Here is a 13,455-nt window from a genome sequence, read left to right as displayed (position 1 = left end):
TGCGATCGTTAACAAATCGTTAACGGCAGCTTGCGTCAAAACTTTCTGCATGTCCACTTGAGCGATGAAAAATCAGGATAAAATCTGAGCGGCGCGGGCCAGTTTTGCTCTGCAGCAACTTCCCGGTAACGCGAATCGATTAAATTAAAAAGCGGACAGCAATTGTGCTTGTCGTCCGGGGTTTCGGTGATTAAACGTCGCCATTGATGCAACGCACACAGACAATTTTGTCATTCCTGTGGTTGCCTTGATATGCTCCGTATTCCGGAAGCGCAGAGAAGACGCCGCGAGGTTCTGATGGCGAATGTGACAAATAACCGGCCCCTGTCGCCGCATTTGCAAATTTACAAACCAATCCCCACCATGATCATGTCGATCGTTCACCGCATTACCGGTGGCGCTCTTTATGTCGGCACGCTGCTGATCGCCTGGTGGCTGATTGCAGCCGCGACCGGCCAGTCGAATTACGACTGGGCCAACTGGGTGCTCGGCAGCATCATCGGCAAGCTGGTCCTGCTCGGCTACACCTGGGCGCTGATCCACCACATGCTCGGCGGCTTCCGCCACTTCATGTGGGACCTCGGCCACGGCTTCGGCAAGGAATTCTCCACCAAGCTCGCCATCGCCAATCTGATCGGATCGCTCTGTCTGACCGCGCTGGTCTGGGTGATCGGCTTCATCGTTCGTTAAAGGTCGCTCTCATGGATATGCGTACCCCCCTGGGTAAGGTTCGCGGCCTCGGCTCCGCCAAGGATGGCACCGATCATTTCTGGCGCCAGCGTGTGACCGCGGTCGCCAACGTGCCGCTGTTTCTGTTCTTCATCATCTTCATGCTGGTTCACGCCGGCCAGCCCTATGCGGAAGTGGTTCATGCCCTGTCGAACCCGTTCGTCGCCGTCATCATGGGCCTGATGATCATCTCGGGCGTCATTCACATGAAGCTCGGCATGCAGGTCATCATCGAGGACTATGTTCATTCCGAATGGCTGAAGATCATCAGCCTGATGCTGAACACGTTCTTCTCGATCCTGATCGCCGGCCTCTGTCTCTTCGCCATTCTGAAAATTGCATTCGTAGGATAACCGTATCATGGCACCCTCTTCACCCGCTCAGAATGGGAAGGCCTACAAGTACGTCGACCACTCTTATGATGTGATCGTCGTCGGCGCCGGTGGCGCCGGTCTGCGCGCCACGCTCGGCATGGCAGAGCAAGGCTTCCGCACCGCCTGCATCACCAAGGTATTCCCGACGCGCTCGCACACCGTTGCGGCCCAGGGCGGCATTGCCGCGTCGCTGCAGAACATGACGCCCGATAGCTGGCAGTGGCACCTCTACGACACCGTCAAGGGTTCCGACTGGCTCGGCGACGTCGATGCCATGCAGTATCTCACCATGGAAGCGCCGAAGGCGGTCTATGAACTCGAGCATTACGGCGTGCCGTTCTCGCGTAACGAGGAAGGCAAGATCTACCAGCGCCCGTTCGGCGGCCACATGCAGAATTTCGGCGAGGGACCGCCGGTACAGCGTACATGCGCCGTCGCCGACCGTACCGGCCACGCCATCCTGCACACGCTCTATGGCCAGTCGCTGCGAAACAATGCTGAATTCTTCATCGAGTATTTCGCGCTCGATCTGATCATGTCGGAAGACGGCAGCCGCTGCACCGGCGTCGTTGCCTGGAACCTCGATGACGGCACGATCCATCGCTTCGCCGCCAAGATGGTGGTGCTGGCGACCGGCGGTTACGGCCGCGCCTATTTCTCGGCGACGTCGGCCCATACCTGCACCGGCGACGGCGGCGGCATGGTTGCGCGCGCCGGCCTGCCGCTGCAGGACATGGAATTCGTCCAGTTCCACCCGACCGGCATCTACGGTTCCGGCTGTCTGATCACGGAAGGCGCACGCGGTGAAGGCGGCTACCTCGTCAACTCCGAGGGTGAGCGCTTCATGGAACGCTACGCACCGTCGGCCAAGGATCTTGCCTCGCGCGACGTCGTCTCGCGCTGCATGACGCTGGAAATCCGCGAAGGCCGCGGCGTCGGCAAGAACAAGGACCACATCTTCCTGCATCTCGACCATCTCGATCCGGCCGTTCTGCACGAGCGCCTGCCGGGCATTTCCGAGAGCGCCAAGATCTTCGCCGGCGTCGACGTGACGCGCGAGCCGATCCCGGTTCTGCCGACCGTCCACTACAACATGGGCGGCATTCCGACCAACTACTGGGGCGAAGTGCTGAATGCCGACAGCAATAACCCTGAGCGGATCATTCCGGGCCTGATGGCTGTCGGTGAAGCGGGCTGCGCCTCGGTGCACGGCGCCAACCGTCTCGGCTCCAACTCGCTGATCGACCTCGTGGTCTTCGGCCGCGCCGCCGCAATCCGCGCCGGCGAGGTTATCGACCGCGCAGCGCCCGTCCCGCATCTCAACGTCGCTGCCTGCGACAAGATCATGGACCGCTTCGACGGCCTGCGCCACGCCAGCGGCGGTACGCCGACGGCGGTGCTGCGTGAAAAGATGCAGCGCGCCATGCAGGAAGACGCCGCCGTCTTCCGCACGCAGGAATCGCTGGAATCCGGTTGCCAGCGCATTTCGGCGATCTGGGGCGAGATGAAGGACATCAAGGTCACCGACCGCTCGATGATCTGGAACTCCGACCTCGTCGAAACGCTCGAGCTGCAGAACCTGATGGCCAACGCCATCACGACGATCTACGGCGCCGAGGCCCGCAAGGAGAGCCGCGGTTCGCATGCGCGCGAAGACTATACGGAAGGCGCATTCGCCGGCCGCGACGACGTCAACTGGCGCAAGCACACGCTTGCCTGGGTCAACGAGGCAGGCGACGTCAAGCTCGACTACCGCCCGGTTCACACCGAGCTGATTGCAGACGGCATCGATCCCAAGAAGATCGCGCCGAAGGCTCGCGTGTATTAAGAGGAACTGGACATGGTTGAACTCGCTCTCCCCAAGAACTCCCAGATGCGCGAAGGCAAGGTGTGGCCGAAGCCTGCCGGTGCCAAGAACACCCGCGAATTCCGCGTCTATCGCTGGAGCCCGGATGACGGCCAGACGCCGTCGATCGATACGTTCTATATCGATATCGACGATTGCGGCCCGATGGTTCTCGACGGTCTGCTCTACATCAAGAACAAGATCGACCCGACGCTGACGCTGCGCCGCTCCTGCCGCGAAGGTATCTGCGGTTCCTGCGCCATGAATATCGACGGCACGAATACGCTGGCCTGCACCAAGGGTCTCGACGACATCAAGGGTACGGTCAAGATCTATCCGCTGCCGCATATGCCTGTCGTCAAGGACCTGGTTCCCGACCTCTCCAACTTCTATGCCCAGCACCGCTCGATCGAGCCTTGGCTGAAGACGGTGTCGCCGACGCCGGCCAAGGAATGGAAGCAGAGCCACGAGGACCGCCAGAAGCTGGACGGCCTCTACGAGTGCATTCTCTGCGCCTGCTGCTCGACCTCCTGTCCGAGCTACTGGTGGAACGGCGACCGTTATCTCGGTCCGGCTGTTCTGCTGCAGGCCTATCGCTGGCTGATCGACAGCCGCGACGAAGCAACCGGCGAGCGCCTCGACAATCTCGAGGATCCGTTCCGCCTGTACCGCTGCCACACGATCATGAACTGCGCGCAGACCTGCCCGAAGGGCCTGAACCCGGCAAAGGCGATTGCCGAGATCAAGAAGATGATGGTCGAGCGCCGCGTCTGACGGCAAATCGAACGGCGCCGCTTGCGGCGCCGTTTTTCTTCCGGTGGCCGGTCAAACCGGGGAAGAATGCGCGGTCATCACCTTGATGACAAATTCTGCCTTCAGAAGTCCTTCCGCACGGCTTGAATTGCCTCTGTTCCGGCTTAGGTCCTGTCACGGGCAATTTACGGCTGTGCCGACTTGATTAACCAAAGTGAAATACGTTAATTCGAAAATTAGTCCGATGACTATTTTTGATGCGGCAAAGCGAATATTCGGGAGCCTCAAGATGCAGTTGCGATATGCGATGACAGGTGTGGCGGTTGTTCTGTCACTCGCTGGCTGCCAGCGTACGGCCTATGACAACGCGAGTTACAGCAGCCAGCCGGCGCCGCTGACGGCGCAGCCCGTGCCGTCGGTGCAGGGCGGCCAGCTTCCCCTCCGGGCGGCGCATCGCAGTTCCCGGCCGCACCGAGCGCGGCGCCTGCCGCTCCGGCAGCCCCGGGCGCCATGGCCGCAAACGCTCTCGATGTCACCAAAGAATCGATGGTCGGCAGCTGGCGCGTCAACGGCAGCTGCGACATGTTCCTGACGCTGACCAATCTCGGCAGCGGCTCGCGCGGCGGTACGCGCGGTTGCGCCGGCGAACTGACGGCAATGGGTTCCTGGGAAGTGTCCGGCAAGCAGGTTCTGCTCAAGGACCGTAGCGGCAACCAGATCGGCAGCGTTTACAAGACCGCCGACAACAGCTTCTCCGGCCAGACCAGCGGCGGCCAGGCAATCACCCTCAGCCGGTAATTCATCCGGCGGCGGGTCCGCCGGCCACGCATAGGCGGATTTGCTCTCATGCAGCCAATGCCAGACTACGCCCTGAGCGTCAGCGAACAATTGAAGTCGCTGACGGCCAACGGTGATTTGCAGGTCGATTCCGCACAGATGGACGTGGCAAAGAACCTGGACCGGGTTCTTTCGCAGCTGAAGCAGCGCCGCCCCGCGGCCAAGTCCAGCGCTCTCGGCTGGCTGTTCGCTTCCAAGAAGAAGGCCGAGCAGGGGATCAAGGGGCTCTACATCCATGGCAGCGTCGGCCGCGGCAAGACGATGCTGATGGACATGTTCTTCGGCATGGCGCCCTGCAAAAAGAAACGCCGGGCGCATTTCCACGAATTCATGGCCGATGTGCATAACCGCATCGCGGCGCACCGCCAGAAGCTGAAGGACGGCGAAACCAAGCAGGCGGATCCAATGCCGCCGGTCGCAGCCTCCCTCTACGAAGAGGCCGAGCTTCTCTGCTTCGACGAATTCACGGTCACCGACATTGCCGATGCGATGATCCTGTCGCGGCTGTTCTCAGAGCTCTTTGCGCGTGGCTGCGTGCTGATCGCGACCTCCAATGTCGAGCCCGAAAATCTTTACAGGGATGGCCTCAATCGCGGCCTTTTCCTGCCCTTCGTCGAGCTTCTGAAGAAGAATGTCGACGTCGTGACGCTCGACTCCCCGACGGATTACCGGATGGAGAAGCTGAACAGCCAGCCCGTCTATCTGACGCCGATCGACGAACGGACGGATATGGCAATGGATGCGTCCTGGACGCAGATGCTGCATGGTCGCAAGGCGCAACCGCTTGAAATTCCGATGAAGGGCCGGTCGATCCATGTGCCGCTCGCCGTCGACCGGATGGCGCGCTTCGCCTTCAGCGATCTCTGCGACAAGCCGCTTGGCGCTGCCGACTTTCTGGCGATCACCGCGTGTTTCGACACGATTTTCATCGACCGCATTCCGCTGCTTGGTCCCGACAAGCGAAATCAGTCCAAGCGCTTCATCATTCTCGTCGATACCCTATATGACCATGGCGTGCGGCTTCATGCCTCCGCCGCGGCCATGCCCGAGGATCTGCTGACCGAACGCAGGGGCACCGAGGGGTTCGAATTCGATCGTACGGCATCGCGTCTCTTCGAGATGCGGAGCGCGGAATATCTTGCGCTGCATCATCAGAAGACCGCTGCCGAGTAACACTTTAGTGACAAATTATCTTACGTTTACGTAAGAATTTTGATATCTAAACGATTGAAAATGCTACACCAAAAATAACACGTTGCCATTTTTTGGCTTTAGGTCTATGCGATTGCGGCATTGGACGACGCCGCCGCGCGCCGCCCGACCGATTATATTCGCAAAGGAAAAGCGAAATGGCGCGTAATAAGATCGCACTCATTGGTTCTGGCATGATTGGTGGCACGCTGGCGCATCTCGCCGGTCTCAAGGAGCTCGGCGACATCGTTCTGTTCGACATTGCCGACGGCATTCCGCAGGGCAAGGGCCTCGACATCTCCCAGTCGTCTCCGGTCGAAGGCTTCGACGTCAACCTGACCGGCGCCAGCGATTACTCGGCGATCGAAGGTGCTGACGTCTGCATCGTTACCGCAGGTGTCGCCCGCAAGCCCGGCATGAGCCGCGACGATCTTCTCGGCATCAACCTGAAGGTCATGGAGCAGGTCGGCGCCGGCATCAAGAAGTATGCCCCGAACGCTTTCGTCATCTGCATCACCAATCCGCTCGACGCGATGGTCTGGGCCCTGCAGAAGTTCTCCGGCCTGCCGGCCAACAAGGTCGTCGGCATGGCCGGTGTTCTGGATAGCTCGCGCTTCCGCCTGTTCCTCTCGAAGGAATTCAACGTTTCCGTTCAGGACGTCACCGCATTCGTTCTCGGCGGCCACGGCGACACGATGGTGCCGCTCGCTCGCTACTCGACCGTCGGCGGCATCCCGCTGACCGACCTCGTCACCATGGGTTGGGTCACCAAGGAGCGCCTCGAAGAAATCATCCAGCGCACCCGTGACGGCGGCGCCGAAATCGTCGGCCTGCTGAAGACCGGCTCGGCCTATTACGCTCCGGCCGCTTCGGCGATCGAAATGGCTGAATCCTACCTCAAGGACAAGAAGCGCGTACTGCCTTGCGCAGCGCAGCTCACCGGCCAGTACGGCGTCAAGGACATGTATGTCGGCGTTCCCACCGTCATCGGTGCCGGCGGCGTCGAGCGCGTCATCGAAATCGACCTGAACAAGGCCGAAAAGGAAGCCTTCGACAAGTCGGTGGCTGCTGTCGCCGGCCTTTGCGAAGCCTGCATCAACATTGCGCCTGCGCTGAAGTAATTCCCGCGCGCCCCCACGCAATTCAAACAGGAATAGATCCATGAATATTCATGAATATCAGGCCAAGGCTCTCTTGAAGGGCTACGGCGCGCCGGTCGCAAGTGGCGTGCCGATCCTCAAGGTCGAGGAAGCCGAAGCGGCTGCAAAGTCGCTTCCGGGCCCGCTCTACGTCGTCAAGAGCCAGATCCATGCTGGTGGCCGCGGTAAGGGCAAGTTCAAGGAACTCGGCCCCGACGCCAAGGGCGGCGTTCGCCTTGCAAAGTCGATCGACGAAGTCGTCGCTCACGCCAAGGAAATGCTCGGCAACACGCTGGTCACGGCGCAGACGGGCGAAGCCGGCAAGCAGGTCAACCGCCTCTACATCGAAGACGGCGCCGACATTGCCCGCGAACTCTATTGCTCGCTGCTCGTCGATCGCTCGGTCGGCCAGGTTGCCTTCGTCGTTTCGACCGAAGGCGGCATGGACATCGAAGCCGTTGCCCACGACACGCCCGAGAAGATCCACACGATCGCCATCAACCCGGAAACCGGTGTGACGGCTGCCGACGTGGCTGCGATCTCCAAGGCCCTGCAGCTCGACGGTGCTGCCGCTGAAGATGCGAAGTCGTTGTTCCCGGCGCTCTACAAGGCCTTCAACGAAAAGGACATGGCTCTCCTCGAGGTCAACCCGCTGATCGTCATGAAGGACGGTCATCTGCGCGTTCTCGACGCCAAGATGTCCTTCGATGGCAACGCGCTGTTCCGCCATGACGACGTCAAGGCGCTGCGCGACGAGACCGAAGAAGACGCCAAGGAAATCGAAGCCTCCAAGTGGGACCTCGCCTACGTTGCCCTCGACGGCAACATCGGCTGCATGGTCAACGGCGCAGGCCTCGCCATGGCGACGATGGACATCATCAAGCTGTACGGCAAGGAGCCGGCAAACTTCTGCGACGTCGGCGGTGGCGCCGGCAAGGAGAAGGTGGCTGCAGCCTTCAAGATCATCACTGCCGACCCCAAGGTCGAAGGCATTCTCGTCAACATCTTCGGCGGCATCATGAAGTGCGATGTCATCGCTGAAGGCGTCGTCGCTGCCGTGCAGGAAGTCGGCCTGAAGGTTCCGCTCGTCGTGCGCCTCGAAGGCACCAATGTCGAGCTCGGCAAGAAGATCCTGAACGAGTCGGGTCTGGCGATCACGGCGGCTGACGATCTCGACGATGCCGCGAAGAAGATCGTCGCGGCGATCAACGACTAATTTGAGGACCTGATAGATGTCTATTCTCGTAAACAAGAATACCAAGGTTCTCGTTCAGGGCCTGACCGGCAAGACCGGTACCTTCCACACCGAACAGGCTCTCGCCTACTACGGCACGCAGATGGTCGGCGGTATCCACCCGAAGAAGGGTGGCGAAACCTGGACCGGCTCGAAGGGCGAAAGCCTGCCGATCTTCGCTTCCGTCGCCGAAGGCCGCGAGAAGACCGGCGCTGACGCGTCCGTCATCTACGTTCCGCCGGCAGGCGCTGCAGATGCGATCATCGAAGCGATCGACGCCGAGATCCCGTTCATCACCTGCATCACCGAAGGCATCCCGGTCATGGACATGGTCCGCGTCAAGGCTCGCCTCGACCGCTCCAAGTCGCGCCTGCTCGGCCCGAACTGCCCGGGTATCCTGACGCCGGAAGAATGCAAGATCGGCATCATGCCGGGCTCGATCTTCCGCAAGGGTTCGGTCGGTATCGTTTCGCGCTCCGGCACGCTGACCTATGAAGCCGTCTTCCAGACCTCGAACGAAGGCCTCGGCCAGACGACGGCTGTCGGCATCGGCGGCGACCCGGTCAAGGGCACCGAATTCATCGACGTGCTCGAGATGTTCCTGGCCGACGAAGCCACGACCTCGATCATCATGATCGGCGAAATCGGCGGCTCGGCTGAAGAAGACGCGGCGCAGTTCCTCAAGGACGAAGCCAAGAAGGGCCGCAAGAAGCCGATGGCCGGCTTCATCGCTGGCCGTACCGCTCCGAAGGGCCGCACCATGGGTCACGCCGGTGCAGTCGTTTCCGGCGGCAAGGGCGATGCGGAATCGAAGATCGCAGCCATGGAATCGGCAGGCATCAAGGTGTCGCCTTCTCCGGCCCGCCTCGGCAAGACGCTGGTTGAAGTCCTCAAGGGCTGATCCGACATAAGACCCGGGCGGCGGACTGCATCTGCCTCCTCCGCCCGGCTGACCTTTCGAATGCAGATGTGCCGCGGACAGGCGGCAAATGGAAATGCGGCAGCCGGCGAGATGGCCGGCAAACTCATCTTAGTCAGGAGGCGGGCGGAAGCGTCCGCATAACACCATGGCACGGCAAGAAGCCAACGAGCAGTTTCAGATCACTTCGTTTCTGGATGGCGCAAACGCTGCTTATATCGAGCAGCTCTACGCCCGTTATGAAGACGATCCGTCATCGGTCGACGAACAGTGGCGCACCTTCTTCAAGGCGCTCGACGACGATCCCGCTGATGTGAAGAAGGCGGCCAAGGGTGCATCCTGGCGCAAGAAGCACTGGCCGATCCCGGCCGGCGGCGATCTCGTCTCGGCGCTCGACGGCGACTGGGGCATCGTCGAGAAGGTCATCGAGACCAAGGTGAAGGCGAAGGCCGAAGCCGCGGGCAAGCCGGCCGAAGCCGCCGACGTCCTGCAGGCGACGCGCGATTCCGTCCGCGCCATCATGATGATCCGTGCCTACCGCATGCGCGGCCACCTGCATGCCAAGCTCGACCCGCTCGGTATCGCTGCACCGGTTGAAGATTACCACGAGCTGTCGCCCGAAAATTACGGCTTCACGGCCGCCGATTACGATCGCAAGATCTTCATCGACAACGTTCTCGGCCTCGAATACGCGACCATCCGCGAGATGATCGAGATCCTCGAGCGCACCTATTGCTCGACGCTCGGCGTCGAGTTCATGCACATTTCCAATCCGGAAGAGAAGGCCTGGATCCAGGAGCGTATCGAAGGTCCGGACAAGGGCGTGGCGTTCACCCCCGAGGGCAAGAAGGCGATCCTGCAGAAGGTCATCGAAGCCGAAGGCTACGAGCAGTTCCTCGACGTCAAGTTCAAGGGCACCAAGCGTTTCGGTCTCGACGGCGGTGAATCGCTGATCCCGGCTCTTGAGCAGATCCTGAAGCGCGGCGGCTCGCTCGGCCTCAAGGAAGCCGTGTTCGGCATGGCCCACCGCGGCCGTCTGAACGTGCTTTCGCAGGTCATGGGCAAGCCGCACCGTGCCATCTTCCATGAGTTCAAGGGCGGTTCCTACGCACCTGACGAAGTCGAAGGTTCCGGCGACGTGAAGTACCATCTCGGTGCTTCCTCCGACCGCGAATTCGACGGCAACAAGGTCCACGTTTCGCTGACGGCAAACCCGTCGCACCTCGAAATCGTCGACCCGGTCGTCATGGGCAAGGCCCGCGCCAAGCAGGACATGGGCGCCACCGTCTGGGACGGCGACACCATTCCGCTGTCCGAGCGCTCCAAGGTTCTGCCGCTGCTGATCCACGGTGACGCGGCCTTCGCCGGCCAGGGCGTCATCGCTGAAATCCTCGGCCTCTCCGGCCTGCGCGGTCACCGCGTTGCCGGTACGATGCACGTCATCATCAACAACCAGATCGGCTTCACCACGAACCCGGCCTTCTCGCGTTCGTCGCCCTATCCATCCGACGTCGCCAAGATGATCGAAGCGCCGATCCTGCATGTCAACGGCGACGATCCGGAAGCGGTCGTCTACGGCGCCAAGGTTGCCATGGAATTTCGCATGAAGTTCCACAAGCCTGTCGTCCTCGACATGTTCTGCTACCGCCGGTACGGCCACAACGAAGGCGACGAGCCGTCCTTCACGCAGCCGAAGATGTACAAGGTCATCCGCGGCCACAAGACCGTGCTGCAGATCTACGCCGAGCGTCTGATCGGCGAAGGCCTGCTGACCGAAGGCGAAGTCGAAAAGATGAAGGCCGACTGGCGCGCCCATCTCGAGCAGGAGTTCGAGGCTGGCCAAAGCTACAAGCCGAACAAGGCCGACTGGCTGGACGGCGAGTGGTCGGGCCTGCGCACGGCCGACAATGCCGATGAACAGCGCCGCGGCAAGACCGCCGTTCCGATGAAGCAGCTGAAGGAAATCGGCCGCAAGCTCTCCGAAATTCCGGAAGGCTTCCATGCACACCGCACCATCCAGCGCTTCATGGAAAACCGCGCCAACATGATCCAGACGGGTGAAAATCTCGACTGGGCAATGGCGGAAGCGCTGGCATTCGGCTCGCTGGTCACGGAAGGCCACAAGATCCGCCTGTCGGGCCAGGATTGCGAACGCGGCACCTTCTCGCAGCGTCACTCGGTCCTCTACGATCAGGAAACGGAAGAGCGCTACATCCCGCTCGCCAACCTGTCGCCGACCCAGGCCCGCTACGAAGTCATCAACTCGATGCTTTCGGAAGAAGCGGTTCTCGGCTTCGAATACGGCTACTCGCTGGCCCGCCCGAATGCGCTGACGCTCTGGGAAGCCCAGTTCGGCGACTTCGCCAACGGTGCACAGGTCGTGTTCGACCAGTTCATCTCGTCGGGCGAACGCAAGTGGCTGCGCATGTCCGGTCTCGTCTGCCTTCTGCCGCATGGCTATGAAGGTCAGGGTCCGGAGCACTCCTCGGCACGTCTGGAGCGCTTCCTCCAGCTCTGCGCCGAAGACAACATGCAGGTCGCCAACGTCACGACGCCGTCGAACTACTTCCACATCCTCCGCCGTCAGCTGAAGCGCGACTTCCGCAAGCCGCTCGTGCTGATGACACCGAAGTCGCTGCTGCGCCACAAGCGTGCGGTTTCGACCCTGGCTGAGATGGCCGGCGAGTCCTCCTTCCACCGTCTCCTGTGGGACGATGCCGAAGTCATCAAGGACGGTCCGATCAAGCTCCAGAAGGATGCCAAGATCCGCCGCGTCGTGCTCTGCACCGGCAAGGTCTATTACGACCTGCTCGAAGAGCGCGAAAAGCGCGGCATCGACGACATCTACCTGCTGCGCGTCGAACAGCTCTATCCGTTCCCGGCAAAGGCGCTCATCAACGAGCTCAGCCGCTTCCGGAATGCCGAGATGGTCTGGTGCCAGGAAGAGCCGAAGAACATGGGTGCATGGTCGTTCATCGACCCGTATCTGGAATGGGTTCTCGCCCATATCGATGCGAAGTATCAGCGCGTCCGTTACACGGGCCGCCCGGCCGCCGCTTCGCCGGCAACGGGCCTGATGTCCAAGCACCTGTCGCAGCTTGCCGCATTCCTTGAGGATGCGCTGGGCGGCTGACCCTCGAAACGAACAACGATCGAAACAAACTGATCAACGGAAACTAAAATCATGGCCACAGAAATCCGCGTTCCAACTCTTGGTGAGTCCGTCAGCGAGGCGACAGTCGGCACCTGGTTCAAGAAGGTCGGCGATGCCATCAAGGCAGACGAGCCGATCCTCGAGCTTGAAACCGACAAGGTGACCATCGAAGTCCCGGCTCCGGCCTCGGGCACGCTGTCTGAAATCGTTGCCCAGGCTGGCGAAACCGTCGGCCTCGGCGCGCTGCTCGGTCAGATCGCCGAAGGTGCCGCCGCTGCAGCCCCGGCCGCTGCGCCTGCTGCTGCCGCTCCGGCCAAGGTTGCCGAACCGGTTGCTGCTGCACCGGCTGCTCCGGCTGCCGCAGCGTCCTCCATGCCGCCGGCTCCGGCTGCTGCGAAGATGCTCGCTGAAAATAACATTTCGGCCGAGCAGGTCGATGGTTCTGGCAAGCGTGGCCAGGTCCTGAAGGGCGATGTCATCGCTGCCGTTGCCAAGGGCGTTTCGGCTCCGGCTGCTGCACCGGCCGCCCCAGTTGCCGCCCGCGCACCTTCGACCGTCGAAGATGCCGGCCGCGAAGAGCGCGTGAAGATGACGCGCCTGCGCCAGACGATCGCCAAGCGCCTGAAGGACGCCCAGAACACGGCAGCCATGCTGACCACCTATAACGAGGTGGACATGAAGGCGGTCATGGACCTGCGCGCCAAGTACAAGGACGTCTTCGAAAAGAAGCATGGCGTGAAGCTCGGCTTCATGGGCTTCTTCACCAAGGCCGTGACCCACGCGCTGAAGGAACTCCCGGCCGTCAACGCCGAGATCGACGGCACCGACATCATCTACAAGAACTTCTGCCACGTCGGCATGGCCGTCGGCACGGACAAGGGTCTTGTCGTTCCGGTTATCCGTGATGCCGACCAGATGTCGATCGCCGAGATCGAAAAGGAACTCGGCCGTCTTGCAAAGGCTGCCCGTGACGGTTCGCTGTCGATGGCCGACATGCAGGGTGGCACGTTCACGATCACCAACGGTGGCGTCTACGGCTCGCTGATGTCCTCGCCGATCCTGAACGCTCCGCAGTCGGGCATCCTCGGCATGCACAAGATCCAGGACCGTCCTGTGGTCGTCGGCGGCCAGATCGTCATCCGTCCGATGATGTATCTCGCGCTCTCCTACGATCACCGCATCGTCGACGGCAAGGAAGCAGTCACCTTCCTCGTCCGCGTCAAGGAAAGCCTGGAAGATCCGGAGCGTCTGGTTCTCGATCTCTAAGCGGAGCAAATCC

General features: G+C 61.3%; 10 protein-coding genes and 1 pseudogene. All 11 read left to right on the top strand.

Going from position 1 to position 13,455, the window contains the following annotated elements; translation table 11 throughout:
- The first annotated feature begins 297 nt into the window (after nucleotides 1–297).
- The 11 genes and pseudogenes from sdhC (at nucleotide 298) to odhB (ending at nucleotide 13,442) form a co-directional block, all read left to right on the top strand.
- Nucleotides 298–690, top strand: a complete 393-nt coding sequence (sdhC, locus tag ACEN84_RS07505) for a succinate dehydrogenase, cytochrome b556 subunit (protein ID WP_112717914.1) — start codon at nucleotides 298–300, stop codon at nucleotides 688–690.
- An 11-nt stretch (nucleotides 691–701) separates the two neighbouring features.
- Nucleotides 702–1,082 carry a succinate dehydrogenase, hydrophobic membrane anchor protein gene (gene sdhD / locus ACEN84_RS07500; protein ID WP_112717916.1) on the top strand — a complete coding sequence of 127 codons (381 nt, stop codon included), beginning with the start codon at nucleotides 702–704 and terminating at the stop codon, nucleotides 1,080–1,082.
- 7 nt (nucleotides 1,083–1,089) lie between these two features.
- Nucleotides 1,090–2,931, top strand: coding sequence for a succinate dehydrogenase flavoprotein subunit (sdhA, locus tag ACEN84_RS07495; RefSeq protein WP_130283281.1), 1,842 nt, complete (start codon nucleotides 1,090–1,092; stop codon nucleotides 2,929–2,931).
- Between the two features lie 12 nt (nucleotides 2,932–2,943).
- Nucleotides 2,944–3,723 (top strand): succinate dehydrogenase iron-sulfur subunit, encoded by a 780-nt coding sequence (locus ACEN84_RS07490; RefSeq protein ID WP_112517747.1) that lies wholly within the window; start codon nucleotides 2,944–2,946, stop codon nucleotides 3,721–3,723.
- A 268-nt stretch (nucleotides 3,724–3,991) separates the two neighbouring features.
- Nucleotides 3,992–4,500 (top strand): annotated as a pseudogene (locus ACEN84_RS07485) (protease inhibitor Inh/omp19 family protein).
- A gap of 48 nt (nucleotides 4,501–4,548) precedes the next feature.
- A complete protein-coding gene (gene zapE, locus ACEN84_RS07480; RefSeq protein ID WP_413710446.1) occupies nucleotides 4,549–5,712 on the top strand; it encodes a cell division protein ZapE in 1,164 nt (387 codons plus the stop codon).
- Nucleotides 5,713–5,888: 176 nt separating this feature from the next.
- The gene (mdh, locus tag ACEN84_RS07475) at nucleotides 5,889–6,851 is read left to right on the top strand and encodes a malate dehydrogenase (protein ID WP_112385778.1); all 963 of its coding nucleotides are present in this window, start codon (nucleotides 5,889–5,891) and stop codon (nucleotides 6,849–6,851) included.
- A 40-nt stretch (nucleotides 6,852–6,891) separates the two neighbouring features.
- A complete protein-coding gene (sucC, locus tag ACEN84_RS07470) occupies nucleotides 6,892–8,085 on the top strand; it encodes an ADP-forming succinate--CoA ligase subunit beta (protein WP_413710445.1) in 1,194 nt (397 codons plus the stop codon).
- A 16-nt stretch (nucleotides 8,086–8,101) separates the two neighbouring features.
- Nucleotides 8,102–9,004, top strand: a complete 903-nt coding sequence (gene sucD / locus ACEN84_RS07465; protein WP_112717926.1) for a succinate--CoA ligase subunit alpha — start codon at nucleotides 8,102–8,104, stop codon at nucleotides 9,002–9,004.
- A 166-nt stretch (nucleotides 9,005–9,170) separates the two neighbouring features.
- Nucleotides 9,171–12,155, top strand: a complete 2,985-nt coding sequence (locus tag ACEN84_RS07460) for a 2-oxoglutarate dehydrogenase E1 component (protein ID WP_130283293.1) — start codon at nucleotides 9,171–9,173, stop codon at nucleotides 12,153–12,155.
- Between the two features lie 51 nt (nucleotides 12,156–12,206).
- Nucleotides 12,207–13,442 (top strand): 2-oxoglutarate dehydrogenase complex dihydrolipoyllysine-residue succinyltransferase, encoded by a 1,236-nt coding sequence (gene odhB / locus ACEN84_RS07455; RefSeq protein ID WP_413710444.1) that lies wholly within the window; start codon nucleotides 12,207–12,209, stop codon nucleotides 13,440–13,442.
- Nucleotides 13,443–13,455: the final 13 nt, after the last annotated feature.

Origin of the sequence: Rhizobium sp. Rhizsp82, assembly GCF_047325115.1 — a bacterium.
Lineage (GTDB): Bacteria > Pseudomonadota > Alphaproteobacteria > Rhizobiales > Rhizobiaceae > Rhizobium.
The sequence above is the reverse complement of the archived record's forward strand: the minus strand, read 5'-3'. Positions and strand labels throughout refer to the sequence as shown.

Excerpts from the sequence above, each read along its gene's own strand:
- sdhD (WP_112717916.1), top strand. The coding sequence starts at position 702 with ATGGATATGCGTACCCCCCTGGGTAAGGTTCGCGGCCTCGGCTCCGCC.
- ACEN84_RS07460 (WP_130283293.1), top strand. The coding sequence starts at position 9,171 with ATGGCACGGCAAGAAGCCAACGAGCAGTTTCAGATCACTTCGTTTCTG.
- ACEN84_RS07490 (WP_112517747.1), top strand. The coding sequence starts at position 2,944 with ATGGTTGAACTCGCTCTCCCCAAGAACTCCCAGATGCGCGAAGGCAAG.
- sucD (WP_112717926.1), top strand. The coding sequence starts at position 8,102 with ATGTCTATTCTCGTAAACAAGAATACCAAGGTTCTCGTTCAGGGCCTG.
- odhB (WP_413710444.1), top strand. The coding sequence starts at position 12,207 with ATGGCCACAGAAATCCGCGTTCCAACTCTTGGTGAGTCCGTCAGCGAG.
- mdh (WP_112385778.1), top strand. The coding sequence starts at position 5,889 with ATGGCGCGTAATAAGATCGCACTCATTGGTTCTGGCATGATTGGTGGC.
- sdhC (WP_112717914.1), top strand. The coding sequence starts at position 298 with ATGGCGAATGTGACAAATAACCGGCCCCTGTCGCCGCATTTGCAAATT.
- sdhA (WP_130283281.1), top strand. The coding sequence starts at position 1,090 with ATGGCACCCTCTTCACCCGCTCAGAATGGGAAGGCCTACAAGTACGTC.
- sucC (WP_413710445.1), top strand. The coding sequence starts at position 6,892 with ATGAATATTCATGAATATCAGGCCAAGGCTCTCTTGAAGGGCTACGGC.
- zapE (WP_413710446.1), top strand. The coding sequence starts at position 4,549 with ATGCAGCCAATGCCAGACTACGCCCTGAGCGTCAGCGAACAATTGAAG.